General features: G+C 67.3%; 29 protein-coding genes and 1 pseudogene. 15 read left to right on the plus strand and 15 right to left on the minus strand.

What is annotated here, in order from left to right; genetic code table 11:
- Window positions 1-7 precede the first annotated feature (7 nt).
- Window positions 8-427 carry an alternative ribosome rescue aminoacyl-tRNA hydrolase ArfB gene (gene arfB / locus DPR14_RS00840; protein WP_158043470.1) on the plus strand — a complete coding sequence of 140 codons (420 nt, stop codon included), beginning with the start codon at window positions 8-10 and terminating at the stop codon, window positions 425-427.
- A 287-nt stretch (window positions 428-714) separates the two neighbouring features.
- Here arfB and DPR14_RS00845 read toward each other — a convergent pair whose 3' ends face one another.
- Complete coding sequence (locus tag DPR14_RS00845) at window positions 715-1,452, minus strand: terminase small subunit (RefSeq protein WP_158043471.1); 738 nt, start codon at window positions 1,450-1,452, stop codon at window positions 715-717.
- A 379-nt stretch (window positions 1,453-1,831) separates the two neighbouring features.
- Window positions 1,832-2,302 (minus strand): hypothetical protein, encoded by a 471-nt coding sequence (locus DPR14_RS00850; protein WP_158043472.1) that lies wholly within the window; start codon window positions 2,300-2,302, stop codon window positions 1,832-1,834.
- Window positions 2,303-2,451: 149 nt separating this feature from the next.
- Here DPR14_RS00850 and DPR14_RS00855 point away from each other — a divergent pair, with 149 nt between their 5' ends.
- The 3 genes from DPR14_RS00855 to DPR14_RS00865 all read left to right on the plus strand — a co-directional run bounded on the left by DPR14_RS00855 (window position 2,452) and on the right by DPR14_RS00865 (window position 5,087).
- The gene (locus DPR14_RS00855; protein WP_158043473.1) at window positions 2,452-2,832 is read left to right on the plus strand and encodes a hypothetical protein; all 381 of its coding nucleotides are present in this window, start codon (window positions 2,452-2,454) and stop codon (window positions 2,830-2,832) included.
- 113 nt (window positions 2,833-2,945) lie between these two features.
- On the plus strand, window positions 2,946-4,184 hold the full coding sequence (locus DPR14_RS00860; RefSeq protein WP_158043474.1) for a metallochaperone AztD: 1,239 nt from the start codon (window positions 2,946-2,948) through the stop codon (window positions 4,182-4,184).
- A 156-nt stretch (window positions 4,185-4,340) separates the two neighbouring features.
- On the plus strand, window positions 4,341-5,087 hold the full coding sequence (locus DPR14_RS00865; protein ID WP_158043475.1) for a TenA family protein: 747 nt from the start codon (window positions 4,341-4,343) through the stop codon (window positions 5,085-5,087).
- 583 nt (window positions 5,088-5,670) lie between these two features.
- Here the strand turns inward: DPR14_RS00865 and tnpC are convergent.
- From tnpC to DPR14_RS00880, 3 genes are all read right to left on the minus strand, one after another.
- Window positions 5,671-7,029 (minus strand): IS66 family transposase, encoded by a 1,359-nt coding sequence (gene tnpC / locus DPR14_RS00870; RefSeq protein WP_158043476.1) that lies wholly within the window; start codon window positions 7,027-7,029, stop codon window positions 5,671-5,673.
- Between the two features lie 60 nt (window positions 7,030-7,089).
- Window positions 7,090-8,073 (minus strand): sensor histidine kinase, encoded by a 984-nt coding sequence (locus DPR14_RS00875; protein WP_158043477.1) that lies wholly within the window; start codon window positions 8,071-8,073, stop codon window positions 7,090-7,092.
- 86 nt (window positions 8,074-8,159) lie between these two features.
- Window positions 8,160-8,672 (minus strand): HWE histidine kinase domain-containing protein, encoded by a 513-nt coding sequence (locus DPR14_RS00880; protein ID WP_246148686.1) that lies wholly within the window; start codon window positions 8,670-8,672, stop codon window positions 8,160-8,162.
- 600 nt (window positions 8,673-9,272) lie between these two features.
- Between DPR14_RS00880 and rpoH the strand changes: the two genes are divergently transcribed.
- Window positions 9,273-10,172: an RNA polymerase sigma factor RpoH gene (gene rpoH / locus DPR14_RS00885; protein WP_158043479.1), complete on the plus strand. Its 900-nt coding sequence runs from the start codon at window positions 9,273-9,275 to the stop codon at window positions 10,170-10,172.
- Between the two features lie 54 nt (window positions 10,173-10,226).
- Here rpoH and DPR14_RS28565 read toward each other — a convergent pair whose 3' ends face one another.
- Window positions 10,227-10,352 (minus strand): hypothetical protein, encoded by a 126-nt coding sequence (locus DPR14_RS28565; RefSeq protein WP_281352665.1) that lies wholly within the window; start codon window positions 10,350-10,352, stop codon window positions 10,227-10,229.
- 185 nt (window positions 10,353-10,537) lie between these two features.
- Here DPR14_RS28565 and DPR14_RS00890 point away from each other — a divergent pair, with 185 nt between their 5' ends.
- The gene (locus DPR14_RS00890; protein WP_192499207.1) at window positions 10,538-10,879 is read left to right on the plus strand and encodes a DUF4174 domain-containing protein; all 342 of its coding nucleotides are present in this window, start codon (window positions 10,538-10,540) and stop codon (window positions 10,877-10,879) included.
- A gap of 104 nt (window positions 10,880-10,983) precedes the next feature.
- The gene (gene chrA / locus DPR14_RS00895) at window positions 10,984-12,393 is read left to right on the plus strand and encodes a chromate efflux transporter (protein ID WP_158043481.1); all 1,410 of its coding nucleotides are present in this window, start codon (window positions 10,984-10,986) and stop codon (window positions 12,391-12,393) included.
- Between the two features lie 7 nt (window positions 12,394-12,400).
- Here chrA and DPR14_RS00900 read toward each other — a convergent pair whose 3' ends face one another.
- Complete coding sequence (locus DPR14_RS00900; protein WP_158043482.1) at window positions 12,401-12,979, minus strand: type 1 glutamine amidotransferase domain-containing protein; 579 nt, start codon at window positions 12,977-12,979, stop codon at window positions 12,401-12,403.
- Window positions 12,980-13,341: 362 nt separating this feature from the next.
- Here DPR14_RS00900 and modD point away from each other — a divergent pair, with 362 nt between their 5' ends.
- Both modD and DPR14_RS00910 read left to right on the plus strand, forming a co-directional pair.
- Window positions 13,342-14,190 (plus strand): ModD protein, encoded by an 849-nt coding sequence (gene modD / locus DPR14_RS00905; protein ID WP_343038690.1) that lies wholly within the window; start codon window positions 13,342-13,344, stop codon window positions 14,188-14,190.
- A 10-nt stretch (window positions 14,191-14,200) separates the two neighbouring features.
- A complete protein-coding gene (locus DPR14_RS00910; RefSeq protein WP_158043483.1) occupies window positions 14,201-14,905 on the plus strand; it encodes an NnrU family protein in 705 nt (234 codons plus the stop codon).
- A 216-nt stretch (window positions 14,906-15,121) separates the two neighbouring features.
- On the opposite strand, the gene DPR14_RS00915 is transcribed toward DPR14_RS00910, so the two are convergent.
- A complete protein-coding gene (locus tag DPR14_RS00915) occupies window positions 15,122-16,333 on the minus strand; it encodes an argininosuccinate synthase (RefSeq protein WP_158043484.1) in 1,212 nt (403 codons plus the stop codon).
- Window positions 16,334-16,471: 138 nt separating this feature from the next.
- Between DPR14_RS00915 and DPR14_RS00920 the strand changes: the two genes are divergently transcribed.
- Window positions 16,472-16,792, plus strand: a complete 321-nt coding sequence (locus DPR14_RS00920) for a hypothetical protein (RefSeq protein WP_192499208.1) — start codon at window positions 16,472-16,474, stop codon at window positions 16,790-16,792.
- Here DPR14_RS00920 and DPR14_RS00925 read toward each other — a convergent pair.
- The 4 genes and pseudogenes from DPR14_RS00925 to DPR14_RS00940 form a co-directional block, all read right to left on the minus strand.
- The gene (locus DPR14_RS00925; RefSeq protein WP_158043485.1) at window positions 16,771-17,031 is read right to left on the minus strand and encodes a hypothetical protein; all 261 of its coding nucleotides are present in this window, start codon (window positions 17,029-17,031) and stop codon (window positions 16,771-16,773) included. The genes DPR14_RS00920 and DPR14_RS00925 overlap by 22 nt on opposite strands.
- A gap of 22 nt (window positions 17,032-17,053) precedes the next feature.
- Window positions 17,054-17,311 (minus strand): hypothetical protein, encoded by a 258-nt coding sequence (locus DPR14_RS00930; protein WP_158043486.1) that lies wholly within the window; start codon window positions 17,309-17,311, stop codon window positions 17,054-17,056.
- Between the two features lie 66 nt (window positions 17,312-17,377).
- Window positions 17,378-18,570: pseudogene (rlmN, locus tag DPR14_RS00935) on the minus strand (dual-specificity RNA methyltransferase RlmN).
- A gap of 80 nt (window positions 18,571-18,650) precedes the next feature.
- Window positions 18,651-19,196 (minus strand): invasion associated locus B family protein, encoded by a 546-nt coding sequence (locus tag DPR14_RS00940; protein WP_158043487.1) that lies wholly within the window; start codon window positions 19,194-19,196, stop codon window positions 18,651-18,653.
- Between the two features lie 270 nt (window positions 19,197-19,466).
- Here DPR14_RS00940 and DPR14_RS00945 point away from each other — a divergent pair, with 270 nt between their 5' ends.
- Entirely contained in the window at window positions 19,467-20,054 is a 588-nt protein-coding gene (locus DPR14_RS00945) for a sigma-70 family RNA polymerase sigma factor (RefSeq protein WP_158043488.1), read from the plus strand.
- The gene (locus DPR14_RS00950) at window positions 20,051-20,731 is read left to right on the plus strand and encodes a ChrR family anti-sigma-E factor (RefSeq protein ID WP_158043489.1); all 681 of its coding nucleotides are present in this window, start codon (window positions 20,051-20,053) and stop codon (window positions 20,729-20,731) included. Before DPR14_RS00945 ends, DPR14_RS00950 begins: the two co-directional genes overlap by 4 nt.
- Before the next feature lie 23 nt (window positions 20,732-20,754).
- On the opposite strand, the gene DPR14_RS28570 is transcribed toward DPR14_RS00950, so the two are convergent.
- Together DPR14_RS28570 and DPR14_RS27065 are read right to left on the minus strand one after the other, a co-directional pair.
- On the minus strand, window positions 20,755-20,889 hold the full coding sequence (locus tag DPR14_RS28570; RefSeq protein WP_281352666.1) for a hypothetical protein: 135 nt from the start codon (window positions 20,887-20,889) through the stop codon (window positions 20,755-20,757).
- 20 nt (window positions 20,890-20,909) lie between these two features.
- Window positions 20,910-21,164 carry a hypothetical protein gene (locus DPR14_RS27065; RefSeq protein ID WP_192499209.1) on the minus strand — a complete coding sequence of 85 codons (255 nt, stop codon included), beginning with the start codon at window positions 21,162-21,164 and terminating at the stop codon, window positions 20,910-20,912.
- Window positions 21,165-21,599: 435 nt separating this feature from the next.
- Here DPR14_RS27065 and ltrA point away from each other — a divergent pair, with 435 nt between their 5' ends.
- The gene (gene ltrA, locus DPR14_RS00960) at window positions 21,600-22,979 is read left to right on the plus strand and encodes a group II intron reverse transcriptase/maturase (protein WP_343038679.1); all 1,380 of its coding nucleotides are present in this window, start codon (window positions 21,600-21,602) and stop codon (window positions 22,977-22,979) included.
- Between the two features lie 113 nt (window positions 22,980-23,092).
- On the opposite strand, the gene DPR14_RS00965 is transcribed toward ltrA, so the two are convergent.
- Entirely contained in the window at window positions 23,093-23,626 is a 534-nt protein-coding gene (locus tag DPR14_RS00965; RefSeq protein ID WP_158043491.1) for an RNA methyltransferase, read from the minus strand.
- Between the two features lie 73 nt (window positions 23,627-23,699).
- Here DPR14_RS00965 and DPR14_RS00970 point away from each other — a divergent pair, with 73 nt between their 5' ends.
- Complete coding sequence (locus DPR14_RS00970; RefSeq protein ID WP_158043492.1) at window positions 23,700-24,827, plus strand: asparaginase; 1,128 nt, start codon at window positions 23,700-23,702, stop codon at window positions 24,825-24,827.
- An 82-nt stretch (window positions 24,828-24,909) separates the two neighbouring features.
- Window positions 24,910-25,899, plus strand: a complete 990-nt coding sequence (locus DPR14_RS00975; RefSeq protein ID WP_158043493.1) for an NADPH:quinone oxidoreductase family protein — start codon at window positions 24,910-24,912, stop codon at window positions 25,897-25,899.
- Window positions 25,900-25,907 lie beyond the last annotated feature (8 nt).

The raw sequence follows: 25,907 nt of genomic DNA on the forward strand, positions 1-25,907 counted from the left end.
TCGGCCCATGATCCGGATCACGCACCGCATTTCCCTCGACGACGATGAGATCGAGGAGAGCTTCGTCCGGGCCTCGGGTCCCGGCGGCCAGCATGTCAACAAGACGGAGACCGCCGTCCAGCTCCGTTTCGACGTGCGCCGGTCGCCCAACCTGTCCGACGACGTGCGCATGCGGCTGGAGCGGCTGGCCGGGAACCGCCTGACCCAGGACGGCGTCCTGATCCTGGTCGCCGACCAGTACCGGAGCCAGCGGCGCAACCGCGACGCAGCGCTGGAGCGACTGACCGAGCTGATCCGCGAAGCGTCGATCCCGCCGACTCCGCGACGCCCCACGAAACCCACGTTCGGGTCCAAGCAGCGGCGCCTGGAAGCCAAGGGGCAGCGGTCCGCCGTGAAGCGGCTGCGCAGCAACCGCCACGAGGACTAGTGGTCCTGCACAGTGTTTTTGATGACGTTCGGCCGAGCGGAGTGCCGTAGTGCCGTAGGTCGGCCTTCGCCCGTCAGGGCGAACGCCGACACCCTGCGTCAAGGCTCCGGCCACGCTGTCGGCGTCGGCCTTCGGCCGAGGCCGACCTACGATAAATCAATCAAAACCACTGTGCCGAGCCACTAGCCGGGAAAGCAGGCTGGAGCGGCGTCGCCTTCGAGTGCCGGCGCTGCGGAGGCGGGTTTCCCCAGGGTGCGCGGATGTCATGATTCGTCATGATCGCGGGGTCACGCGAGCGGCTGGGGTGCCGCGCCGGGGGCGCCGGGCCACTGGTCCTGGGGGAGCAGGCGGTAGTCCGCGTCGAAGAAGAGGTGGGCGTCGTCGGACGACTCGATCCGGGCCTTGAGGTCCTTGTCGTCCTTGTGGCGGCCGAGGATCAGCTTGAGGCAGCGGGAGTTCCGCTCGACCGCGGCGGCGTGGCGCTTGCGGGCCTCCTCCTTGAGGTTGCGCATGGGTTCGACCGGGGCGACGGCGGCCGGCGGCATGGGCGGGTCGAAGCCGACCAGTCCCGGCGCGTCGGGATCGGCGGGGAGGGTGCCGTCGTCCTCTTCCTCCGCCTCCGCCATGGCCGCGGCGACGGTCCCGGTGATGCCGGCGGCGGCGTGCCTGCCGGCCTTGGGCGCCGGCGGGAGGAGGCCCCGGAAGCGGGCGATCTGGTCGGCGGCGCGCAGGGCGGCGGAGTAGTTCTGCTTTTCCACGGCCTCGAACATGACGCGCTTGAGCACGGCGACCAACTCGTCGGCCTCCTCCCGGCGGCGGCTGTCCTCCTCGGCGGCGAGCTGGACCACGCGGGCGGCGATGCAGCCGTCCTGCATCAGGCGAGACCCGGTCTGGCGGGCGCTGGCCCAGGCATAGCCGGAGAGCCGGGCGGCCTCGGCGAGGCAGCGGCCGGCGGCGACGTGGCGGGCGAAGGCTTCGTGTCGGCGCTGCAGGGCAGGGGTGGGAGTGCTGGCGGTGGCGGGCATGGCGGGGGCTCTCCGAGCAGATGATATAGGTATGTTATCCTTTATTGTTGAGGATTTCAATCTTATGCATGAGGCCGGGTGCGGTGTTCGGCGCGGCAGGATCCGGGAACGCCGGTAACGTCCCGGACGGTCCACAGGATCAGTTCACGGCATCGTCGATGACCCGCGATTCTGCTCTCAGGCAGGAGGACCGTCATGGGTGACGACAAGCGGCAAGCGAAGCCGGGCGACAAGGACACCAACGGGAAACAGCCGGACATGGGACCGCGGGACGAAGCACCCTTGGGCACCCCGGGACTGGAGAGAACATCGATCCGAAGATCGGGGAAAGACACATTGAGGGCATCGGCGGCGGGTGATCGAGCTTCGCCGACTCGCGTCATCCCCCGCTGCGTCGCCGCCGCTCCCGAAGCCGATTCTTCAGGAACTCGGTGAAATCCCGCATTTCCCGCTGTCGGGACGCAAGGGTGGCGCGGAGCCGCCGCAGGTCGTCGCCAGCGAGGGTTCCGGTCTCGATCCGCCGCCTGACCCTTTCCAACCCGTCATGACAGTCGCCCGACTGGATCCGCCCGTCCTCCCACCGTAGGCGGGCATCGCCCGGACTTTTCCGGGATCGTTGGAAATCGGCCAGAAGCAGCTTGATCATCGACTCCGGCACCATGTTTTCCTGAATTGACAGGTCGATGTCCACCCAGGGGGAGGGCAGACCGAATCCCTGCTCGTTCACATGGCCTTCGCAGGACTGGCGCGTCCGGAACCCCAGGAGGTTGAGGACGGCGACGGTCTCCCGTATGCCCGGATCGACACCCTTGCCCAGCGCGTCCCTCACGCAATCGACCGCGCGAAGCATCTCATCCCATTCCGGGTGGGGTATGGGGCGCGGGTTCGGAACCGGAGCGGCTTCGAGCAATCGTCCAGTCGCGCAGCTCACGTCTCTTCCCTTTCGATCTGCTTTCTGTATGTTACGTTATATCATAACGGAAGAAAGGAGTGGCCAAGGTGCGACGGGAATCCATCCACGGCATGGAACACGGCGGCAATTCCGGGGCCTGGGCCGTCAATAGCCGGCTGCCGGGAGCATGGTCGTGGCGTGAGGCGAGACCGGTCGTGCTGCATCCGATGTTCTATCGGGGATACCAGGACTTTCAGACGGGCATGCCATTCGATTACCGGATACTCGACGGATTGGAGTCGCTGGACCAGATCCGCTACGAGAATGGGCGCGAGATCGCCGCGGAATGCCGCGCCCTGGGCCTGTCGATCCGCTGGCCCGACCGCAACCGGGTCCCTCGGGAGCTGAAAGCGGTGGTCGTGGACCGCGCCTGGGCGCGGCGGGCTGTGACATGCCCGCAAATCCCCGTTCCGAACTACCCGGTCTGAAGCCTCGTGACCCGGCGGCCACGTCCCGTGCCGCCGCCATGCGGTGGAGCGCGCCCGGGAAACCGCAGAGAACAGGTTATAATATAACATCGACAATGATCGCGGAGGTCAACATGAACGGCTTGTCATCCTTGTCCAAGCTGCTGTGCATCGGCGTAGCGGCGGGAGGGCTCGCTGTCGGCACGGCCCTGGAACAGTCACATGCGCATGAGGAGCGGAACGGGGGGAGCGATACGCACTACAGGCTGTTCATCGGCGACCATGCCGAAGGCGTCGTCCGGGCCATCGATGTCGAGGACGGGTCGAGCGCGGGAACGTTCAGGATCGACCGGACGCCGGCTCTCACGCGCAGCCTCAGCGGGCGGACGGTCCTGGCCGTGCAGGGAGAAGCCGGAAAAGTCGCCGTGATCGATACCGGCATCTCGCTCGATGATCACGGCGACCATGGTGACTTGAAGGTCGAGGCCGCCAAGCTCCTTCCGACCGTGATCACCGGCACCAAGCCCGCGCACATCGTGGAAGGCTCCGGCACGATCGTGCTGTTCGACGATGGGACCGGCGACCTTGCCCTGTTCCCGGAGGGACAGCTTCTCGCCAATGCTTTCGAGCCTCGCAAGCTGAAGCCCGGCGCGGCCCACCACGGGCTTGCCGCGCCCATGGGGAGCCACATCGTCGTCTCCGTTCCCCACGACAACCCCGAAGAGCCGCGCGTCGGCCTCAAGGTCGTCGACGCGGACGGGAACCAGGTCGGCGACCTGGTGAACTGCCCAGGCGTCCATGGCCAAGCCCAATCGGCCCGGATGTTCGCCTTCGGCTGCAGGGACGGCATCGTCGTCGCCACTTCCGGCAAGGGATCCGAACCGCCGACGCTGGAGCATATCTCCACCACGGGTCTCGGTGAGGGCTATGTCTCGACCCTCAAAGGCGGGACGGCGATGCAATTCTTCCTCGGCAACTACGGTCCGAGTTCCATGGTCATCATCGAGCCGGGCACCGGAGAGGCTTTCCGCAAGATCGACCTCCCGACGCGCCGCGTGGACTTCGCCCTGGATCCGGCCAAGGCGCGCAATTCCTATATCCTCACCGAAGACGGCACGCTGCACCTTCTCGACATCCTGTCCGGCAAGATCGAGAAAAGCGTCCGGATCACCGAGCCCTATTCCATGGACGGGCACTGGCGCGATCCGCGTCCGCGGCTGGCCGTCGCCGGCGAGCACGTCGCGGTGACTGATCCCTTGAAAGGCCTCGTGCGGCTTGTCTCCACCGAAACCCTGGAGGAGGAGCGTACGATCAAGGTGGAAGGCAGGCCCTATACCATCGTCGCGGTCGGCGGCTCGGGCGCCGTTCATTAGGGCGATACCGGCCGGATCAGAATCGACACCGATCCTTTTGTGCCCGGATCCCTTTCCGGCACGGCCTCCGACGCAGCGCCCCCCAGCGATACGGGTGTCATGACGGAGGCCGGCGGGCTATCCTGGGCGGCGAGGAAACGGGAGACAAGGGAAGGCATGCTGAGCATGAGTTTCGCCGAGTACAGGAAGAATGATGCCGAAGCGCGTTTCACCGACTGGCTGAGGAGCGGGGCCGAGCCGCACTGGACGCGGATGACGACGCACCGGTTCGCCCGCGAACTGGGCGACGACACGCTGGACGATGCCGTCGCCGGGCGGTACCTGGTGCAGGACTACGCCTTCGTGAACAGCTTCGTCTCGCTGCTGGGAAGCGCCATCGCGGCGGCTCCGGAGATGCCGTCGAAGCGGCGGTTCGCCGGGTTCGCGGCGGCGGTCACGGCCGACGAGAACGACTTCTTCCTACGGTCGTTCGAAGCGCTGGGGATACCCGAGCGGACATGGCGGACGCCCGAGCTGGGGCCGGTGACGCGGGACTTCATCGCCGTGCTGGAGGGGGCGGGGCGCAGCGGCAGCTATCCCCATATCCTCGCCGTGCTGGTCGCGGCGGAGTGGAGCTACCTGACCTGGGCTCGGGCCTGCCCGGCCCGGCGGCCGGAGCGCTTCTGGTTGGCCGAGTGGATCGACCTGCACGCGATCCCGGAATTCGAGGCCTTCGTCACCTGGCTGCGCGAGGAGACGGACCGGGTCGGGGCGGCGGCGGACGAGGGGACCGGGGCCGCCATGCGCGACAGCTTCCGGCGGATGATGGTCCTGGAGGAGGCGTTCTTCGACGCCGCTTACGGTGGGCAGGGACCCGCGCCGAGCAGTGTTCCGAGCGCTTCAGCGAAGTCGCCGGACGAATAGGGCTTGAGCAGCCGGCGTACCTGGCGGAAACGCTCGCGCAAGGCCTCGTCGGAGCTGAAGCCGGTAGCGAGCAGGAACGGGACGCCGCGGGCGGCCAGGGCGTCGGCGATATCCCACCACGGGGTTCCGTGGAGATCGGCGTCCAGGATCGCGGCGTCGACCCTCCGCCCCGGGGTCGCAACGACGCGGAGGTGATCATCACGCTCTTCAGGTAAGGTCGAGTTGCGACACGAGACCGGAACCTGAGGGAGGCATGATGACCAAGGATATGATGATACTTCTGCTCGACCAGATCCGGGTCAGCGCCGGGCGGGGCAGGGGGCCAGGAGTTCCATCCACCCTTCCCTCTATGTCACCAGTGCCGCCCGACGGAGAGTCCGTTTCGTAATATGATTCACGCCGGCGAACAGGTGTCTTTGTTCCGTTCCCGGTTGGGCACAATCACTTCGACGGCTGTGCCATGAGCATCGCTGGATAGCGTGAGCGTCCCATTTTGCTGAGCTGTCAAAGCCCGTATTACTTGGTAACCTATGGACTCGACGGCCCCAGTGTAATTGCTCACGGGGTTGTGGGCGTCCGTCGTTCAAGCGATAGCGAAGTCGCCGTCGATGAGGTTGCGGACAGCGCTCCAGGCTGACGTCCCCTGCAGCCTTGCGGTTCCGGTCACGGATCGGTATCCGGCGTGGATTTTCGGCCCCCATTGAGATCGGAAGCCGTTTGTGACCTTGCGGAACACGACGGAGGGTCGGATTTCCTGTTCGGAGCGGTTGTTGGTCGGCGGAACCCGCCGGTCCTTGAGGAAGACGAAGAACTTGGAGCGCCATGCCTTGATCTGGCGCTGGAGTTCCCGGCCGGCGGGATGGGCGGCCGGCACGCCGACGAGCGCATCGAGGCGGTTGTCGGCCTTGGCGGCGTAAGCGGCCAGCGTGCTGTCCTTCAGGCTGGAACGCCGCTTGCCGACGCGGATCGCCCAGCGCAGGAGGTCGCGGATTTTCGGGGCGACGACGGTGTCGCCGCAGTCGATGGCATACTGGACGTCGCGCAGCACATGGGCGAGGCAGACCTGGTGGACCTGGCCCAATTCCTGTTGCCCGGCATAACGGTCGGAGACCCAGACCTCGGGCCGGACCTCGCCCAGCACCCGCTCCGCCACCGCCCGCCCCCGGCTGGGGACGATCTCGTGCAGCACCGCCGTGTCGGAATGGAACACCCACTGCCAACAGGTCACGCCGTCGACCCTGGTCGTCGTTTCGTCCGAGGCGATGACCGGCGCAGTCAGGAGCTTGGCCTTGATCGCCGTGCACGCCGTCTCCAGGGCGTCGCCCATCCGCCGGAAGCTGTTGGCGACGGCGCCTTCGGAGATCGTCAGTCCGAACACCTCCTTCAGCATCCGCGACAACCGCTCGAAACCGACATGATGGCTGTGGTGCAGGTAGGCCAGAAGCGACCGGATGCCAGGCCCGAACGGTGTGCCCGGCGGCATGGTCGCCGGAGGGGCGGCCCGATACCGCTTGCCGCAGCACCGGCAGCGCCCGCCGAACAGCTCGACCCGCGTGACCACCGGCCGGATGACCGGCAGGTCGATATGGTCGTAACGGTGACGGCACCCCTGTTCCGCTTCACCAACGGCCTCGCCGCAATGGGGGCAGGCGTCCGCCAGCCGCCGTTCAGTGCGATCCGGCTCCTCGGCCAGCGGGCGCGACGTTCCGGGCCGGGACGGACGCGCTTTCCGGCGCCGTGCCGAGGCCTCCTCCCGGTTCTTGCGCCCGGGACCGTCCGAGGATGGCGGCTGGTGCGAATTCGACGACGTCTTCTTCGGCTTGCCAACCAGCGATTCCAGTTCCGTCACCCGCGCCACCAAGCGCTGGATCAACGCCGCCTGATCAGCGATCAGGGCGTCCTTCGCGGCTTCGGTCAGGCGATACGATGGCGGCTTCTCCATCCATACGTTGACTCATATTCTGAGCCCCCTGGCAACCCCTTTCGCCAACCCCGTGAGCAATTACGCCCCAGTCGCCATACCGACACCATCGTCACTTACCGTCAGATTGATATCATCCGAAGTTCGAGCAAGTTTGACACGAACTGATCCGGCGCGGTGACAGGGAAATGCGTGCTTCACCGCATTGGTTATCAGTTCAATCATGAGCAATGCCAGAGATTGAGCGACTGCGGTACTGACCAGTATCCCCGCCTCCATTTCGGTGAACATGTCCACCCGCGATGTTGCCGGTATTATCTGAGATGTAAGCGTATCCAGATATACGGCCAGATCGACTTCATCTATGCCCCCGGTGTTGGTCAGCATCGCATGAATCCCTGCCATGGCGTCCAGGCGGACTCTTGTGGCCGAGAGGGCTTCCAGCAGATCCGGATGTTTCAGCCGACTCTCTTCAAGCTTTAAAATCATCGCCGCTTGAAACAAGTTATTTTTAATTCTGTGATTTGATTCGATAATGTACAGATCCCGCTCGGCAAGTAGTTTTACTAGCCTGGCATTCTCCGTTAACAACATCTCGATGGTTTGATTGGAGGCGATCAGTTCTGACTGATCCAAGAATGACAAAAGATGGTGAATGACATCACCTTTTTTGTCGAAGATAGGCATCACGAGCATTGATGAGATTGATTCGGTGCCGTCTTTATGACGAAGCGCGATATCAAAAACCTGTTCATGATTTTTCGCCAACGCCGCGCGAAACATCCTGACGGTTTCTTCCGACTCTTTACCTATACTTAGGAAATATTCGTCCTGTTCTACGATCTCCTCCAGCGAATAGCCAAAGAATGATAGGAATTTATTATTGGCAAAGACGATCGGATTTCTCGCAATTGTTGCATCCGTAACCAGCATCGGGGTTCGCGTCATCTGCACTGCCGAAACAAAAACACCGCCACTTCGGAGCAGGCGCTGGATGTTCTCCGGAGCCGTGCCGGGCATGCTTGAATTCTCATCGGAATGCGGCGACTGCGGGTGATCTGCCATATATTCGTCATTCTTAAATCAACATGATGGATAGTTCCAGTATAACAGGAACAATGGGAAATATGCTCCTTCTCGACGAAATATTATTACTGGCGCTTTGCAGGCCCGCCTCGATCAGGCAAGTTGGACCAAGTCACGGCGGGGCCGCCGCGCTCGATCCAGTCGAGCTTGAGGACGCGGGCCTCCTCCTCCAGCAGGCTGCGCAAGTCGGCGCCTTCCCAGCGGCTGCGGGTCAGCAGGCTGTGGGCATAGGCCATCGCGCGGAGTCGCTGGCCGAAGGAGGCGGTGAAACCCTCCGGCGCGGTGGAGCTTCCCCGATGCCCGGAGGCGGAGTCCTGGACCAGCGCCTGGATGTTGGCGAGCGTGTTCTCGACCCGGTGGTCCGGTTCCGCGAGCTGCAGCTCCTGGCGCCGCCGGGACATCTCGCGCCCTTTCGCCATCTGGTCGACCCGCTGGAGCACGACTTCGGGCAGGGTTCCGATTGGGCCGGGGGCCTGGAGGATGCGCAGGGCTTCGGGGTGGAGGACGACCAGAAATCCGTGGGGCTGGATCGATCCCGGAATCCCGATCGGCTCGCGATCGCAGTTCGTCAGATCCACCGCTCCGAACGATGGGCTTGTTCCGACCATTTCCTTGCTTATGAAATAAAGCTTCCGAAATAAAAATTCGCAACGGCCGCGGCGATCGGAACCATGAGGCCGGCACGCCAAGTTATCGGATCGCGAAATGCTTTCGAAATCTTCAAGTAAGCAGGGTCGGGACTGCGCGGGGCGGCGTCCGCAAAGAGGTCGGAGAGCCCGCGCGCCGTGTGGTTTTCGGCAGGGCTGATGTGGATTTGCTGCCGAGGGCCCGGTTTTTTCAATCCAGCCATGAATTGGGCCGAATCGCTGTCTTCCGTGTTATAAATCTGTTATCAACATGGTCGATGGTCCTTGGTCTATATGCGATACCGGTCCGCGTCAACGGGCTTAAGCACTTGAAATCCGGTCAGGAAATCTTATCTCTAGTCTGTTCGTCGAGGCTCGTGAGGAGCCGAATTGGATCGGCGAACTTTCCCGGAAATCCCGACCTATACCGGTTTGGCGCGCATCGACCCAGCACGGGGTGATCTTCAGAATCACCACCGGGGCGGGGCGATTTTGTCGTGTCGGGCGGGTTACGTCAGGGTGGGACATGTCGACGAAGAGGAGGCTCGACGAATGACATTGTTGAATATCGCGCAGGCCGGCGGCGGCATGGGCCGCTACCTGGACGAAGCGAAACGCTTTCCCATGCTGAACCCGGGGCAGGAGCGGGATCTGGCGGTCGCCTGGCGCGAGCGCGGCGACGAGGAGGCCCTGCGCCTGCTGACGGGTAGCCATCTGCGTCTGGTGATCAAGATCGCGCGCGGTTTCGCCGGTTACGGCCTGCCCGCGTCCGAGCTGATCGCCGAGGGCAACGTGGGCCTGATGCAGGCGGCCCAGAAGTTCGACCCGGACCGCGGCTTCCGGTTCGCGACCTACGCGATCTGGTGGATCCGCGCGGCGATCCAGGAATACATCCTGCACAACTGGTCCATGGTCAAGATGGGCACCACGGCCGCCCAGAAGAAGCTTTTCTTCAACCTGCGCCGCCTGAAAGGCCGGATGGAGGAGCTGGAGCAGGGCGACCTGTCGCCGGCCGCGGTCACCACCATCGCGACCGAGCTGGACGTGCCGGAGACGGAGGTGGTCGAGATGAACCGCCGGCTGACCATGGGCGACAGCTCGCTCAACGCGGCCGTGGGGACGGAAGGCGACACCGACTGGCTGGACCTGCTGTCGGACGAACGGCCGACCCAGGAATCGGTGGTCGCGGAGGCTGACGAGCTTGCCCTGCGGCGGCGCCTGCTGGGCCAAGCGCTGGAGAAGCTGAACGACCGCGAGCGGCAGATCCTGCTGGAGCGCCGCCTGGCGGACGAGCCGGCCACGCTGGAGGTGCTTGGCGAGCGTTATGCCGTATCGCGCGAGCGGATCCGGCAGATCGAGGCGCGGGCGTTCGAGAAACTTCAGAAGGCGGTGTTGAACGCCGCCCAGGCCCTGCGCAAGCCCGCGGGCCAGCCGATGCTGGCCGCGGGCTGACCCGCAGGTCCATTGCTTATTGGATAAGCGTAATCGAGGGTGCCGGCCCCCCGGTCAGACGCGGACCGAAGAGGTGCTGAAGGCCTGCACCGCCGGCTGCTGGACGTAGCTCTGCAGGACGGCCGCCGCCCCGACGGCCAGCACGACGGCGGTGAAGACGCCGAGAACGAAGGCTTTCATGGACTGTCTGCTCCCCCGGATGATGCGGCGGGTGCGGATGCCCCTGCCGTGATGCCGATCATATGCCTCAAATGCGACGGCCGCAATCAACGGAAAATCTGCGGCGGAAAGTCACGGGACGAGACCGGGGGATGGAGTGTTGACATGGGTCCGACATGTTGAACCGCCCGAAGAGGAGCAGCCCCATGGTTTCCCTGGAAGTCTATCGCGGGAAGAACCGCGTCCTGCTGGTGTTCGGCCCCTCGCCCGAGGATCCCCGGGTCCAGCACCAGCTCACCAGCGCCGCCGACAACAGGGACGATCTCGCCGACCGCGACCTGATCGTGCGGGCCCTGCCGGCGGGCGACCCCGAGTCCGCGGGGTTCCGCGAGCGCCACGGCGTGCCGGCCGACGGGTTCACGGTGATCCTGATCGGCAAGGACGGCACCGAGAAGCTGCGCCGGAGCGAGCCGATCCTGGCCGAGGAACTGTTCTCCACCATCGATTCGATGCCCATGCGGCAGGACGAGATGAAGCGCGGCGGCTGAAACCGGGGGAGTGCCGGTACCGGACCCGCACCAGGGCTGTTGCCCGGCAGCCGAGACCGGCCTAGGGTCGCGGCGGGCGACAACCGGGGCAAGGATTTCCCGACATGACCGACATTCCCGCCGGCCGCGCCGGTTCCCCGCGTCCCGGCTCTCCGAGTTCGGGCCATGGCGTCAGCCTGGGAGCGGCGTTCCGCGTCTGGCTGCGGATCGGCCTGCTGAGCTTCGGCGGCCCGGCCGGGCAGATAGCATTGATGCACAGGATCCTGGTCGAGGAACTGCGCTGGATCGGCGAGACCCGGTTCCTGCACGCGCTCAACTATTGCATGCTGCTGCCCGGCCCAGAGGCCCAGCAGCTCACCGTCTATATCGGCTGGCTGATGCACAGGACGGCGGGCGGGCTGATCGCCGGCATCCTGTTCGTGCTGCCCGGCGTCGTCTCGATCATGGCGCTGAGCGTGATCTATGCCGGCTTCGGAACGGTGCCGCTGGTCGCGGCGGTGTTTTTCGGCCTGAAGGCGGCGGTGCTGGCGATCGTGCTCCAGGCGGTGGTCCGGCTGGGCGGCAGAACGCTGAAGAACGGGGCGGCGCTGGGCATCGCGGCGGCTGCGTTCGCGGCGATCTTCCTGTTCGACGTGCCGTTCCCGCTGATCGTGCTGGGGGCGGCGCTGATCGGCCTGGCGGGCGGTCATTTCGGGTGGAAAGCCTTCGCCGGGGGCGGCGGCCATGCCTCGGCCGGGGGGCGGGCGGTCGCCGATGCCGAATCACTGCTGGGCGAGGAGATCCCGGCCCACGCCCGGCCGACCCTGGGATGGTCGCTGAAGGTCGCCGCGGTCTGCCTGGCCCTGTGGCTCGGCCCGGTCCTGGCGCTGGGGCTGTCGCTTGGCTGGGACGACGTATTCACCCGGATCGCGCTGTTCTTCTCCAAGATGGCGGTGGTCACCTTCGGCGGCGCTTACGCGGTGCTGGCCTATGTCGCCCAGCAGGCGGTGGAGACCTATGGCTGGCTCCGGCCGGGGGAGATGCTGGACGGGCTGGGCATGGCGGAGACCACGCCGGGGCCGCTGATCATGGTGCTCCAGTTCGTGGGATTCATGGGCGCGTTCCGCGATCCGGGAAGCCTGCCGCCGATGCTGGCCGGCGTGCTGGCCGGGCTGCTGGCCACCTGGATCACCTTCGTGCCCTGCTTCCTGTGGATCTTCCTGGGAGCGCCCTTCGTCGAGAAGCTGCGCGGCAACCGGGCCCTGAGCTCCGCGCTTGGCGCGATCACCGCGGCGGTGGTCGGGGTGATCCTGAACCTGGCGATCTGGTTCGCCCTGCACGCCCTGTTCCGGGAGGTGCGGGAGGTGCGGGTCGCCGGGATGAGCGTGGACTGGCCGGTTCCGGCCTCGGTCGACGCGGCGGCGCTGTTGCTGAGCGCCGCCGCCCTGGTCGCGGTGTTCCGCTTCAAGGCCGGAGTGCTGACGGTGATCGGCGGGTGCGCCGCCGCCGGACTGCTGCTGCACTTCGTCCGGTAGGGCCGCCTTATTCGGCGGCGGCGGCCCTGGCTTGGCCGCGGTGGCGGCCCTCGGCGATCTCTTCGATCAGCTTGGCGCAGAAGGCCGGCAGGTCCTTCGGCGTGCGGCTGGTCACCAGGCCCTTGTCGGTCACCACCTCCTCGTCCAGGACATGCGCGCCGGCATTGGCCAGGTCCTTGCGGATCGGGGCGACGGCGGTCAGCGTGCGGCCCTTGACCAGGTCGGCGCTGATCAGGACCTGCGGGCCGTGGCAGATGGCGCCGACCGGCTTGCCGGCGGTGAAGAAGGCGCGGACGAACCGGAGCGCCGCCTCGTTGGTGCGCAGCTCGTCGGGATTGAACAGGCCGCCGGGGATCACGAGCGCGTCGTAATCGTCGGGCCGCGCGTCGTCCAGAAGCCGGTCCACGCCGACCTCGTCGCCCTTGTCCAGGTGGCGATAGCCGCGGATCGTGCCCTGTTCCGGGGAGACCACATGAACGGTGGCACCCGCTTCCTTCAATGCTTTTTGCGGCTCGACCAGTTCAGCCTGCTCGAAGCCATGGGTGGCCAGAATAGCGACCATGCGGCCTTCAATGGACTTCGGCATTTCATTCCTCCAGAATAAGTACAAGATCTTCGTCGCCCCGGAAAATTACTGGGCATCGGCGAGGCGATTTAAGGGGGTTGGGTCACGCTGCTGCATGACGCCGCTGGCAATAGACTTGGCGTCTATCCCGTTCCAATCAACCCCGGGGTAAGTGCAAAAATGGATCAGGTCGCCTGATTCGCCGCCGGCGGCCAGACTGGCAGGTGCATTGTCGCATCGCCGAAGCTACCATCCCGCCCGATTCGGCCCTATGGGTTTTCGGGCCCTATGGGTTTTCGGGCCCTATGGGTTTTCGGGCCCTATGGGTTTTCGGGCCCTATGGGTTTTCGGAAGGGCACGGTTTCGGAAGGATGCGGGACGTCATGATGCTGCCGATCGGCGACGGCGTGCTGGATGCGCTGCTGGCCCAGGATGCGCCGGCCGGCGACCTGACCACCCATGCCCTGGGCATCGGGTCGCGCCCCGGCCGGATCGGCTTCGCCGCCCGCTCCGACATGGTGCTGTGCTGCGCCGAGGAGGCCGCCCGCCTGCTGGAGCGCGCCGGCGTTCGGGCTTCCCTGCGCCACGGCAGCGGCGAGCGGATCGCGGCCGGCACGGTCTTCCTGGAAGGGGAGGGGCCGGCCGGCGGCATCCACCTGGCCTGGAAGGTGGCCCAGACGCTGGTGGAACATGCGTCGGGCATCGCGACGCGGACGCGCCGGATCGTCGAGGCGGCACGGGCCGCGGCGCCCGGCGTGGCGGTCGCCTGCACCCGCAAGAACTTTCCCGGCACCAAGGAGATCAGCGTCAAGGCGGTGCTGGCCGGCGGCGCCCAGATGCACCGGCTGGGGTTGTCGGAGACGCTGCTGGTGTTCCCCGAGCACAGGGTCTTCCTGGACGGCGCGGCGGATTTCCACGACCTGAAGCGCCGGCATCCGGAGCGGAAGCTGGTGGTCGAGGTCGCCTCGGTCGCGGATGCCGTCGCCGTGGCGGAGGCCGGGGCCGACGTGCTTCAATTGGAGAAGCTGGCGCCCGACGCGGTCGCCGAGGCGGTGCGCCGGGTGGCCGGGCTGAATCCGGTTCCGCTGGTCGCGGCGGCGGGCGGCATCACCGAGGCCAACGCCGCGGCCTATGCCGCGACCGGCTGCGCCGTGCTGGTGACCTCGGCACCCTATTTCGCCGGGCCGGCCGACGTGCAGGTCGTCATCACCAGATCCGGAGATGCTTCATGAGGGTTGATCCATGACCGGCGGTTTCGGCTGGCTGGCGCTCGCCGCCGCCTTCCTGCTGGCGAGCCATTTCGGCGTGTCCAGCACCGGCCTGCGCACGGCCCTTGTCCGGCGGATCGGCGAGCGGGCCTATACCGCCGTCTATTCTATCGTGGCGCTGGGGGCCATGGTCTGGCTGGTCCGGGCCTACGCCGCCGCTCCCTATGAGCCGGTGTGGTTTCCGTCGGCCTGGATGTGGTTCTTCCCGCTGGTCCTGATGCCGGTGGCGTTCCTGCTGCTGGTCGGCGGGGTCAGCACGCCGAACCCGACGGCGGTCGGGCAGGGCGCCTTGCTGGAGAAGGAGCTGGGGCCGCGCGGCGCGCTGCGCATCACCCGCAATCCGGTGATGTGGGGGATCGGGCTGTGGGCGGTGTCCCACATGGTGCCGAACGGCGACTGGGCCTCGCTGCTGTTCTTCGGGACCCTGGCGGTGCTGGCGCTGCTGGGCTCCGTCCTGATCGACAGCAAGAACGCGATGCGCCGGGGGCTGACGTGGGAACGCTGGACCGAGCTGAGCTCCAACGTTCCCTTCGCCGCGATCGTGCAGGGCCGCCAGAACCTGGCCGCCGCCGTCCGCGAGATCGGCTGGATCCGGCTGGTGGTGGCGCTGGCGCTGTATGCGGGATTCCTGCACGGCCATGCCTGGCTGTTCGGCGTGTCGCCGCTGCCGCCGATCTGAGGGCTGGCCGCCGTCGTTCCGAGGGAGTGCAGGATCCTGCCGGGAGCCGATCGGCGGGTGCCCATCATCGGAAATGCCCGGCCGTCGGCAAGCCGCTGGAGCAGTGCCCGATCAGGTCGATCCGTCCGGGATCGCCGGCCCAACGCATCGCGGCGAGTGGAACGGGAGGCTGTATGGACCGACCGGAGCGGGGCAACCCTTCCTGCGACCGTCCCGTCAGACGCCCTTCGCCATGGCGCCGAGCCGCAGGCGGAGCGCGTTCAGCTTGATGAAGCCTTCCGCGTCCTTCTGGTTGTAGACGGAGTCGGCCTCGAAGGTGACGTAGTCCAGGCGGTAGAGCGAGTTGGGGGACTTGCGGCCGACCACGCTGGCCTGGCCCTTGAACAGCTTGAGGCGGACCGTGCCGTTCACCTGCTCCTGGGTCTTGTCGATCAGGGCCTGGATCGCCAGGCGCTCCGGGCTGAACCAGAAGCCGTTGTAGATCAGCTCCGCGTAGCGGGGCATCATGTCGTCCTTGAGGTGCATGGCGCCGCGGTCGAGCGTGATGCTCTCGATGCCGCGGTGGGCCGCCAGCAGGATGGTGCCGCCGGGGGTCTCGTAGACGCCGCGGCTCTTCATGCCGACGAAGCGGTTCTCGACCAGGTCCAGGCGGCCGATGCCGTTCTGCCCGCCCAGCTCGTTCAGCCGGGTCAGCACCTGCGCCGGGGACATGGCGGTGCCGTCGACCGCGACGGCGTCGCCGGCCTTGAACTCGATCTCGACATAGGTCGGGGTGTCCGGGGCCTTCTCCGGGGCGACCGAGCGGGTGAACATGTCCTCGTCCGGCTCGACCCAGGGGTCCTCGAGCGCCTTGCCCTCGTAGGAGATGTGCAGCAGGTTGGCGTCGGTGGAGTAGGGCGCCTCGCCGCGCTTGTCCTTGGCGATGGGGATCTGGTGCTGCTCGGCGTAGTCCAGCAGCTTGGTGCGGCTGTTCAGGTCCCACTGGCGCCAGGGGGCGATCACCTTGATGTCGGGCTTGAGGGCGTAGTAGCCCAGCTCGAACCGGACTTGGTCGTTGCCCTTGCCGGTGGCGCCGTGGGCGACCGCGTCGGCGCCGACCTCGTTGGCGATCTCGATCTGGCGCTTGGCGATCAGCGGCCGGGCGATCGAGGTGCCGAGCAGGTAAGTCCCCTCGTACAGGGTGTTGGCGCGGAACATCGGGAAGACGAAGTCGCGCACGAACTCCTCGCGCAGGTCGTCGATGTAGATCCGCTGGACGCCCATCATCTCGGCCTTCTTGCGGGCGGGCTCCAGCTCCTCCCCCTGGCCGATGTCGGCGGTGAAGGTCACCACCTCGCAGCGGTAGGTCTCCTGCAGCCAGCGCAGGATGACGGAGGTATCGAGGCCGCCGGAATAGGCCAGCACGATTTTCTTGATGTCGCCGCTCATGAGGGTGCCCGTACAGTCCGAGGGTAGAAAGCCGGCGCGACATTAGGGCCAACCGCGGCGGCCCGCAAGACCGCCCGCGGTCACGGGATCCGGAACGGGACAACCGGAACAATCCCTCCCCGGGCCGGTTGAACGGGAATGAAAAGCTTCCTCGTCATCGCCGTGCTCCTGGCGCTGCTTGCGGCGGCGCTCGTCTTCGGCTTCGCGGGTTGGAACATGGACGGCGTCGACGTGGCGATCAGCGGCCACGGGCTGCTGGCATTGCTGCTGGGCGGGCTGGGGACCCTTGCGCTGGGGGGAGGGCTGATGTTCCTGGTGTTCTACAGCAACCGGCGCGGCTATGACGACGCGGTGGACGACCGCGCCGAGCGCCGGGGCGACGGCGCCCGGAGCACCCGGACGCCGCACGGGTCATGGACCAGCTATGACAGGACCGATCAGGGCGACCCGCCGGGCTGAACACCCTTGCGCCTGGCTTCCTCGTAGCGGGGCCAGCGGACATAGGCGAACAGCCAGATCGCCAGCACGTTGAGGCCGGGGACCACCAGCAGCAGGACCCATAGCGGCTTGATGCCGAGCCGGGCCAGCAGGAACGATCCGGCCGCCAGGGTCCAGGTCAGCATGATGCCGATGACGATCAGCGACACGTTGGGATCGACGTCGCGGAAGAAGGTCACGGTCTCGCTCAGATTGCCCATGCCGTCATCTCCTTCATGCGCTTCATGCCTTCGCCCGCTGGACCGCGCGGGGCTTCTTGCGCGGCTGGGGCGGCGGCTTGGGCGGCAGGGTCGGCCATTTCGAGTGGAACAGGACCAGCAGCACCAGCAACTGCCCCAGCAGCGGGATCGCGACCGACACGAAGATCAGCAGCGACCAGACGGGATTGAGCCCGGCCCGGCGGAAGACACGCCACAGCGGCCACAGCACCGCCGCGCTGAGCGTCAGGTTGAACCAGAACGGATCGAGAAAATACTGCACGGCGATGATTCCAGCGGTGACCTGCCCGGCGACGGGCCAGGGCAAGAAGAACTAGGGCAAATCACCCTACAGGGAAAGGGCCGCTTCCTTCTCGGCCACCGCCAGGGCGACGGCTGCGCGGGCCGCCGCCTCTTCCGCCAGCCGGTCCGACGCGCGCTGCTTGACGCTGTCCGACTTCAACTGGCCGCAGGCCGCCATGATGTCCTCGCCGCGCGGGTTCGCACGGGGCTGGCATAGCCGGCATTGTTGACGTAGTCGCCGAACTTGCGGATCGCCGCGTCGGTCGAGCGTTCGAACGGGGCGCCGGGCCACGGGTTGAACGGGATCAGGTTGATCTTGGACGGGATGCCGTCGAGCAGCCGCACCAGCTCCTTCGCGTCCGCCAGGCTGTCGTTTACGCCCTTCAGCATCACGTATTCGAACGTGATCCGGCGGGCGTTGTTGATGCCGGGATAAGTCCGGCAGGCTTCCAGCAGCTCGGCGATCGGGTATTTCCGGTTCAGCGGGACGATGCGGTCGCGCAGCTCGTCGGTGACGGCGTGGAGGCTGACGGCGAGGTTGACGTTCAGCTCCTCGCCGCAGCGCCGCATCATCGGCACGACGCCGGAGGTCGAGAGCGTGATCCTGCGCTTTGAGATCGCGATGCCTTCGCCGTCCATGACGATCTTCAGCGCCTTGGCGACATTGTCGTAGTTATAAAGAGGCTCGCCCATGCCCATCATCACGATGTTGGACAGCATGCGCCCGTCCTTGGGCGCCGGCCACTCGCCCAGCCGGTCGCGGGCGTGCATGACCTGTCCGACGATCTCCGACGGTTCCAGGTTGCGGACCAGCCGCTGGGTCCCCGTGTGGCAGAAGCGGCAGGTCAGCGTGCAGCCGACCTGCGACGACACGCACAGGGTGCCGCGGTCCTCCTCGGGGATGTGGACGGTCTCGAACTGCTGACCATCGGCCATGCGCAGCAGCCACTTGGCCGTGCCGTCCGACGATTTGAGGTCGCGGGTGACCTCGGGCCGGTCGATGAGGAAGTGTTCCGCCAGCTGTTCGCGCACCGGCTTTGCCAGCGTCGTCATCACGTCGAACGACGTGGCGCCGCGATGATAGATCCAATGCCAGATCTGGCGCGCGCGGAATGCCGGGAGGCCGAGCGTGTCCAGCTCGGCGGCCAGCTCGACGCGGTCGAGCCCGATCAGATTACGGCGCCCGTCGGCCCTGGGGGCCGGCGGCGCGAACATGCTTGCATGACTTGAAACGCCCATGCGGCGCTAAATGGGGCTTCGGCCCGGCGGTGTCAAATGCTGTGTGGGCAGGCAGGTCCACCGAATCGGCGCCCCTCTGTTCAGCGCTTGACGTTGCACGCCTTGCTGATCGCCTCGTAAGCGGCCGAGGTGCCGGACAGGCTGTAGGTGTCGGTGGTCGCCGTGCCGCGGTTCGACGTGCCCTTGACGATCATGGCGGACCCGCTGCGGATCGCGTCGACCAGCGCCCGGTCCGTCTTCTCGTCGCGCGCCCAGGCGGTGTCGCCGTCGGTGAACAGCTTGAAGTTCTGGTTGCCGATCGAGACGATGGTCTCGCTCTTTTCCTTGTAGGTGTAGCCGGTGGTCACGCTGACCACGTCCAGGCTCTTTTCCGCCGGACGGTGCGTGATCAGCACGTAGATGTCGCCGCGCTGCTTGTAATTGCCCTCGTCCTTCTTGGGCCGGCTCGACATGTAGCAGACCTTCTGGCCGCTCTCGTCGTACGAGAACGCGTTCCAGTCGTTGAACGAGCCGATCAGCTGCGGTTCCGCGGCGGTGGCTGCGGTTCCGGAGGCGAGCGTCGCCAGGGCGAGGCAGAGTGCCGGGAGGAGGGCGGCTGACCGGAAGGAAGGGAGAAGGCTGATCATTGTGCAGGTGCGAAATGGTATCGGCATGGCGCCACACTATACAGGTTGAGGGAGGATTTCCAGCGCCCGTAGCGCCCAAATTAACCGTGGTAACCACTCTTGTGCGCCGGTGTTGGAAAAATTTCCGTTAACCGGGTGATCCGGCCCGGGAGGTTCCGCGTAGAAGTTCCCATGGAATGCGCATTTTCGTTGCGGGCGACACCGGCGGGCGGGACGCCTTGGGCCATCTGCGGGCTTGTCCTGGGGCGGGTATTCACCTTCAATAGGGAGATGCCGGATATTCCGCCCCTTGCCGCCGCCCAGGAGCGGTCGCTTGACGATCTTCTGGTCGCCGTCGCGCGCGACCGGGACCGCGGAGCGTTTTCCGAGCTGTTCCACCGGATCGCGCCCAAGCTGAAGGGCTACCTGCAGCGGCTCGGCGCCGGGCCGTCCCAGGCCGACGAGCTCGCGCAGGAGGTCATGCTGCTGGTCTGGCGCCGCGCCGAGGCCTTCGATCCGGTCCGGTCGGGTGCCGCCACCTGGATTTTCACCATCGCCCGCAACAAGCGAATCGACACCCTCCGGCGGGAGCGCCGGCCCGAGATCGATCCCGACGATCCGGCCCTGGTTCCCGCCATAGTCCCGGACGCGCCGCCGAGCGCCGACCGGACCATCGAATCGGTCGAGGACACCGCGCGCCTGCGCGCGGCCATCCTGAGACTGCCGGCCGAGCAGGCGGACCTGCTGCGGCTGGCCTATTTCGAGGACCAGCCCCACGCCGCGATCGCCGCGACGCGCGGCCTGCCGCTCGGGACCGTCAAGTCGCGGCTGCGCCTCGCCATGGGCCGCCTGCGCCGGGAACTGGAGGAGGGGCGATGATCCCGGCCCATCACCCCGACGACGCGCTGCTGGCCGGCTACGCGGCCGGAACCCTGGACGAGGTGACCGGCCTCGTGGTGGCTACCCACCTGGCGCTCTGTCCCGCGTGCCGGAACGCCGTGGCCCTGTTCGAGGCGGTCGGAGGGGCCCTGCTCGACGACGTCGAGCCGGCTCCGATGGCGCCGGACGCGCTGCCGGCCGTGATGGCGCGGCTCGACCGGGAGGACGCCGGCGGGAGGTTGCCTGCCGCGGATGCCCGGCCTGACGGCGCGCCGGAGTCGGTGCCGGCGCTGCCCCGGCCGCTGCGCGACTATGTCGGGGGCGACCTGGACGCGGTGCGGTGGAAGCGGCTGATCCGCGGAGTCGATCTGTACGACATACCGGTCGGCTCCACCGGCGGGGGACGGATCAAGGCCCGGCTGATGCGGATCAAGGGCGGCGTCGCGGTGCCTCAGCACACCCATGAGGGGATCGAGCTGACCCTGGTGCTGGCGGGAGGCTTCAGCGACGCCTCGGGGCACTACCGGCGCGGCGACCTCGCGTGTTCCGACGCCGAGGTGGACCACCGGCCGGTCGCCGACGAGGGCGCGGACTGCGTCTGCGTCACCCTGACCGACGCCCCGCTCCGGCTGACCGGCCCGCTGATGCGCCTGCTGAACCCGTTCGTGAGGTTCTGACCCGGCGCCGCGGGGATCGAAGCTCAGTGGTGCGGCCGGGCCAGGATGGCATCGAGATCGGCGGCGGTGAGGGTCGGCGCGTCGATGACGGCGTCGAGCCAGCGGTCGAGGCCGGCGATCTCCGCCGTGCGGATACGGCGCCCGGTCTCCTCGGACACCGCGACATGGCGGCGCTCGATCAGACGGAGGAGCGCTTCTCGTAGTGGAAGTTCAGGGCGTAGTATTCCAGCATGCGCCGGACCATGTCCGGGCGGCGCTGGCGCACGGAGGAGAACTCGGCCGACAGGAAGCTGGCGACCCGGTCGCCGGTCCATGCGGTGCGGTGACGCGGCGCGGGCTTGATATATAGGCCACAGATGGACGCAGAGAGCGCCGGGAGACCGGCAAGGAGTAGCGGGTGAAAGTCCTGTACGGTGAAGGAGTAGCGACCCACACCGGCCCCGAGTCATGCGGCGGCGGTCGCGAGGCCGCCGGCGAAGCGTTGACAGGGGAGCGCATAGGCCAGCCATTGAGCCGCGTAAGAATCTCGATCCCGGATGCCGACAGGGTTCTGTGCCTGGAAGGCGATACGGCGGGGCGCGTCATGCGAGCACCCCGGCGGTCCGGCGTGGTCAGAGACCCTGGCATGTGCGGACGCTCCTTGCGCGGGAACCGGGAGATCTTCGGCGTGACCAGGGGCCGATGGCCGTCTGGTCCGCACCGGGAAGGCGAGGAGCCGTAGCCGGTGACGCACGCGCCGAAGAGGTCAGACCCATCCATAGTACCTGTGAAGCCGGCGAACGCGGACGCGGAGCCGGTGGAGGGAAGGGGTGGGGCCGAGGGGAATGCGTCTCCGCCGCACACGGGCCGGGCTCAGGACCGGGCCCCCGTGCTCTCGGGGCTGGAGCGCATACGTCAAGCGGCACGGGAGCGAAAGGAGGAGCGGTTCACCACCCTTCTGACGCACGTGGATACCGACCTGCTGCGCTTTGCCTATCGGGCATTGAAGCGGGACGCGGCACCGGGTGTGGACGGAATGACGTGGCGGGAGTACGCGGAGGGGCTGGAGGAACGGCTGGCGGACCTGAAGGACCGCGTGCATTCCGGCCGCTACCGGGCGCACCCGTCACGCCGGCATGTCATCCCCAAGCCGGACGGCCGGATGCGGCCGCTCGGGATCGCGGCGCTGGAGGACAAGATCGTCCAGCGGGCGCTGGTGGAGGTGCTGAACGCCATCTACGAGGAAGACTTCCTCGGCTTCTCCTACGGCTTCCGGCCGGGACGGGGGCAGCACGACGCGCTCGACGCGTTGGCGGTGGCGATCGGCGAGTGCCGGGTGAACTGGATCCTGGATGCCGATATCCGGGCGTTCTTCGACAGCATCGACCACACCTGGATGATGCGGTTCCTGGAACACCGGATCGGCGATGCCCGCGTCCTGCGGCTGATCCGCAAGTGGCTGACGGTCGGCGTGGTGGACGAGACGGGGAAACGGCAGCCGGCGACGGCCGGCAGCCCGCAAGGGGCGGTGGCATCGCCACTGCTGGCCAACGTCTATCTCCACTACGTCTACGACCTGTGGGTCCGGCAGTGGCGCCAGCGCCACGCGACCGGGACCATGGTCGTGGTGCGCTACGCCGACGACACCGTCGTCGGGTTCGAGCACCGGTCGGACGCCGAGCGGTTCCTCGCGGACTTGCGGGAGCGCCTGGCGCGGTTCGCCCTGGAACTGAACGCCGACAAGACCCGCCTGATCGAGTTCGGCCGGCAGGCACAGGCCGACCGGGCCAAGCGCGGCGCGGGAAAACCGGAGACCTTCGACTTCCTGGGCTTCACCCACATCTGTGGGCGGTCCCGGCGTGGCGGCTTCCTGCTGCGACGCCAGACCCGGCGCCAGCGCAAGCAGGCCAAGCTCAAGGAAATCAAGGAGGAACTCCGGCGGCGCTGGCACCAGGGCATCCCGGAGCAAGGCCGGTGGCTGGGACAGGTGATGAGCGGCTTCTACGCCTACTTCGCCGTCCCGACCAACTACCGGGCCCTTGCCAACCTGCGCTACCATGTCGGCGTCCTGTGGATGAGGGCGCTGCGTCGGCGCAGCCAGAAGGACAAGACACCGTGGGACAAACTCACGCGCCTTGCCGATCACTGGCTGCCACGGCCGCGCATCATTCATCCCTGGCCCGGAAACCGCTTCCGCGTCAAACACCCAAGGTGGGAGCCGGATGCCTTAATCGGGCACGTCCGGTTCTGTGCGGGGGGCGCCCGGTAACGGGCGTCCCTACCGCGATTGAACTCAGATAAGAATCTCGGATCAGCGCCGGCGGGTCGCGAGCATGCCCGAGGCCGGAACCCATCTGAGTTCATCTGCGTGCATCTGCGGCCCTATTCCTTGCGGGTCCGATAGATCTGCTTGCCGTGGACGTGTCCGGGGACCGCCTCGGTCGGGCCGCCGACGCGGACCGGGCGCTCGGCGAAGCGGCCCAGGCTGATCATGCGGTCGTACATCACGAGGGCGCCCGCGACGCCGACATTGATGCAGAAGCGGGTCGGGATCCTGACCACGAACTCGCAGCGCTCGACCAGTTCGGGCGACAGGTTCCCGCGTTCCGGGCCGAACACGTAGGCGGCGCGGAGCGGGTGGCGGAAGCTGGGCAGGTCGATAGAGCAGTCCAGCAGCTCGACTCCGACCAGGGCGCAGCCCTGCGGCAGGTCCAGCGATGCCAGGTCGGGATAGTGGTAGAGCGGCAGGTGGCTGCCGGCATCGGAGGTGTCGGAGACGCGGAGCTGGCGCTTGTCCAGCCGGGCGTCGATGGTGAAGGCGAAACTGGCGCCGAAGGCATGGGCAGACCTGACAAGGTTGCCCACGTTGAAGGCCTTGCTGACGCCCTCTACCCCGATTGCAAAATATCCACGCATGAGCGCACCTTGCACCGGCGCTTCCGCCGGGGCAAGTATCACGCGTTCTGAAGCACCGTCGGATGGAATTCCCATGAGCGATCACCACGGCCACGCCTGTTGCGGACATGGCCATACCCATGGACACGACGCTTCCGGCTCCCTGGCCGGGCCACTGGCCGGGTCACTGGAAGGTCATGCCGAGCTGGGCGCCGCCGAGACGCCGGTCCTGGTCGAGGTGACGCGCGGCGGCGTCGTCGAATCCCGCCATCGCGGCATCGCCGCCGTCGTCGACGCCGATGGCCACGTGGTCGCCCACTGGGGCGATTTCGAGAAGCCGGTCTATGCCCGCTCGGCGATCAAGTCGCTGCAGGCGATCCCGCTGGTCGAGAGCGGCGCCGTCGAGGCGTTCGGCATCTCCGACGAGGAACTGGCGCTGGCCTGCGCCTCCCACAACGGCGAGGAGCGCCACACCAGGCTGGTCGCCGCCTGGCTGGAGCGGATCGGCTGCGGGCCCGCGGACCTGGAATGCGGCACCCACCTGCCGTATGACGAGCAGACCGCCCACGGCCTGATCCGGGCGGGCGAGGGGCCCGGGACCGTCCATAACAACTGCTCCGGCAAGCATGCCGGCATGCTCTCCACCGCCCGGCACAAGGGCGAGGCTACCAAGGGCTATATCCGCTTCGACCACCCGGTGCAGCAGCGCATCCTGGGCGTGCTGGAGCAGATGACGGCGCGCGACCTGTCCGCGGCGCCCCGGGGCGTTGACGGCTGCGGCATCCCGACCATCGCGATCCCGCTGGGGTCGCTCGCGCTGGCGATGGCCCGGATGGCCGACCCGCGCGAACTGCCGGACCGAAGGGCCGAGGCGGTCGCCCGCATCCGGCACGCCTGGGGGGCCCATCCCTATCTGGTCGGCGGGCGCGGCACCTTCGACACCCGCATGATGGAGGCGGCCGCCGGCGAGGCGCTGGTCAAGATCGGTGCCGAGGGCGTGATGTGCGCCGTCCTGCCCAAGCTGGGCCTGGGCATCGCCGTGAAGATCGAGGATGGCGCCACCCGCGCCGCCGGAATCGCCATGGCCGCCCTGCTGCGCCAGTGCAAGGTGCTGACCGAGGCCCGCTGGCAGGAACTGGCGGAGGTGACCCATCCCGTGATCACCAACCGTGTCGGCCTCCCGGTCGGGGAGATCCGTCCGGCTGCCGGGTGGCCCGAGTAAGGTTGGCCCCGGACTGAGGTTGGCCAGGCCGGACGGGGACTATATAGTCCGGCCGCCGAAGAGGAATCGAGGAGGGGAGCCGATGCGTGCCGTGGTGTGCCGGGAATGGGGCGGGCCGGAGAGTCTGGTCCTGGAAGAGGTCGCGGAGCCCGGGGCGCCGGGGGCGGACCAGGTCCGGGTCGCCGTCAGGGCGGCGGGCATCAACTTCGCCGACACGCTGATGATCCGCGGCAAGTACCAGGTCAAGCCGGAGTTCCCGTTCTCGCCGGGGCTGGAGGTCGCCGGGATCGTCGAGGAGGTGGGGTCCGGCGTGACCTCGGTCCGGCCGGGCGACCGGGTGATGGCGCTGCTCGACCATGGCGGCTACGCCGAGCGGGCGGTGGCGCGGGCGGCCGACGTGTTCCCCATCCCGGACTCGATGGATTTCGAGACGGCGGCGGGCTTCCCGATCGCCTACGGCACCTCGCACGTGGCGCTGTGGGAACGAGCCGGGCTGAAGCCCGGGGAGACGCTGGTGGTCCACGGTGCCGCCGGGGGCGTCGGACTGACCGCCGTCGAGATCGGCAAGGCCATGGGCGCCACCGTGATCGCCTCCGCCGGATCGGCCGAGAAGCTGGCGGTCGCGTCCGGCCGCGGCGCCGACCACCTGATCGACTATCGCGCCGAGGATATCCGCGCCAGGGTCAAGGAACTGACCGGCGGGGCCGGTGCCGACGTGATCTTCGATCCGGTCGGGGGGGACGTGTTCGACACCAGCCTGCGCTGCGTCGCCTGGGGCGGGCGGCTGCTGGTGATCGGGTTCGCCGAAGGGCGCATCCCGCAGATCCCGGCCAACATCCTGCTGGTCAAGAACTGTGCCGCGGTAGGCGTCCACTGGGGTGCCTATCGCCAGCATGCGCCGGCCACCGTCGACGAGAGCTTCCGCACCCTGTTCCGATGGTTCGAGGAGGGGCGGATCCGGCCGCACATCTCGCACCGGCTGCCGATCGAGGACAACGGGGAGGCGCTGCGGCTGCTGATCAGCCGGCGCTCGACCGGCAAGGTGGTCCTCTCGATCCCCGGGCGAGACTGATCCGGATC

Source organism: Skermanella pratensis, assembly GCF_008843145.1.
GTDB lineage: Bacteria > Pseudomonadota > Alphaproteobacteria > Azospirillales > Azospirillaceae > Skermanella > Skermanella pratensis.

What these genes read in the sequence shown, in the direction of transcription:
- DPR14_RS00945 (WP_158043488.1), top strand. Translation starts at nt 19,467, where the DNA reads ATGCCGGATATTCCGCCCCTTGCCGCCGCCCAGGAGCGGTCGCTTGAC.
- DPR14_RS00865 (WP_158043475.1), top strand. Translation starts at nt 4,341, where the DNA reads ATGCTGAGCATGAGTTTCGCCGAGTACAGGAAGAATGATGCCGAAGCG.
- DPR14_RS00940 (WP_158043487.1), bottom strand. Translation starts at nt 19,196, where the DNA reads ATGATCAGCCTTCTCCCTTCCTTCCGGTCAGCCGCCCTCCTCCCGGCA.
- chrA (WP_158043481.1), top strand. Translation starts at nt 10,984, where the DNA reads ATGACCGACATTCCCGCCGGCCGCGCCGGTTCCCCGCGTCCCGGCTCT.
- rpoH (WP_158043479.1), top strand. Translation starts at nt 9,273, where the DNA reads ATGACATTGTTGAATATCGCGCAGGCCGGCGGCGGCATGGGCCGCTAC.
- DPR14_RS00975 (WP_158043493.1), top strand. Translation starts at nt 24,910, where the DNA reads ATGCGTGCCGTGGTGTGCCGGGAATGGGGCGGGCCGGAGAGTCTGGTC.
- DPR14_RS00950 (WP_158043489.1), top strand. Translation starts at nt 20,051, where the DNA reads ATGATCCCGGCCCATCACCCCGACGACGCGCTGCTGGCCGGCTACGCG.
- DPR14_RS00860 (WP_158043474.1), top strand. Translation starts at nt 2,946, where the DNA reads ATGAACGGCTTGTCATCCTTGTCCAAGCTGCTGTGCATCGGCGTAGCG.
- DPR14_RS00965 (WP_158043491.1), bottom strand. Translation starts at nt 23,626, where the DNA reads ATGCGTGGATATTTTGCAATCGGGGTAGAGGGCGTCAGCAAGGCCTTC.
- modD (WP_343038690.1), top strand. Translation starts at nt 13,342, where the DNA reads ATGATGCTGCCGATCGGCGACGGCGTGCTGGATGCGCTGCTGGCCCAG.
- DPR14_RS00910 (WP_158043483.1), top strand. Translation starts at nt 14,201, where the DNA reads ATGACCGGCGGTTTCGGCTGGCTGGCGCTCGCCGCCGCCTTCCTGCTG.
- DPR14_RS00875 (WP_158043477.1), bottom strand. Translation starts at nt 8,073, where the DNA reads ATGGCAGATCACCCGCAGTCGCCGCATTCCGATGAGAATTCAAGCATG.
- DPR14_RS00845 (WP_158043471.1), bottom strand. Translation starts at nt 1,452, where the DNA reads ATGCCCGCCACCGCCAGCACTCCCACCCCTGCCCTGCAGCGCCGACAC.
- DPR14_RS00970 (WP_158043492.1), top strand. Translation starts at nt 23,700, where the DNA reads ATGAGCGATCACCACGGCCACGCCTGTTGCGGACATGGCCATACCCAT.
- DPR14_RS00890 (WP_192499207.1), top strand. Translation starts at nt 10,538, where the DNA reads ATGGTTTCCCTGGAAGTCTATCGCGGGAAGAACCGCGTCCTGCTGGTG.
- DPR14_RS00915 (WP_158043484.1), bottom strand. Translation starts at nt 16,333, where the DNA reads ATGAGCGGCGACATCAAGAAAATCGTGCTGGCCTATTCCGGCGGCCTC.
- tnpC (WP_158043476.1), bottom strand. Translation starts at nt 7,029, where the DNA reads ATGGAGAAGCCGCCATCGTATCGCCTGACCGAAGCCGCGAAGGACGCC.
- DPR14_RS00850 (WP_158043472.1), bottom strand. Translation starts at nt 2,302, where the DNA reads ATGCTTCGCGCGGTCGATTGCGTGAGGGACGCGCTGGGCAAGGGTGTC.
- arfB (WP_158043470.1), top strand. Translation starts at nt 8, where the DNA reads ATGATCCGGATCACGCACCGCATTTCCCTCGACGACGATGAGATCGAG.
- DPR14_RS00920 (WP_192499208.1), top strand. Translation starts at nt 16,472, where the DNA reads ATGAAAAGCTTCCTCGTCATCGCCGTGCTCCTGGCGCTGCTTGCGGCG.
- DPR14_RS28565 (WP_281352665.1), bottom strand. Translation starts at nt 10,352, where the DNA reads ATGAAAGCCTTCGTTCTCGGCGTCTTCACCGCCGTCGTGCTGGCCGTC.
- DPR14_RS00900 (WP_158043482.1), bottom strand. Translation starts at nt 12,979, where the DNA reads ATGCCGAAGTCCATTGAAGGCCGCATGGTCGCTATTCTGGCCACCCAT.
- DPR14_RS00925 (WP_158043485.1), bottom strand. Translation starts at nt 17,031, where the DNA reads ATGGGCAATCTGAGCGAGACCGTGACCTTCTTCCGCGACGTCGATCCC.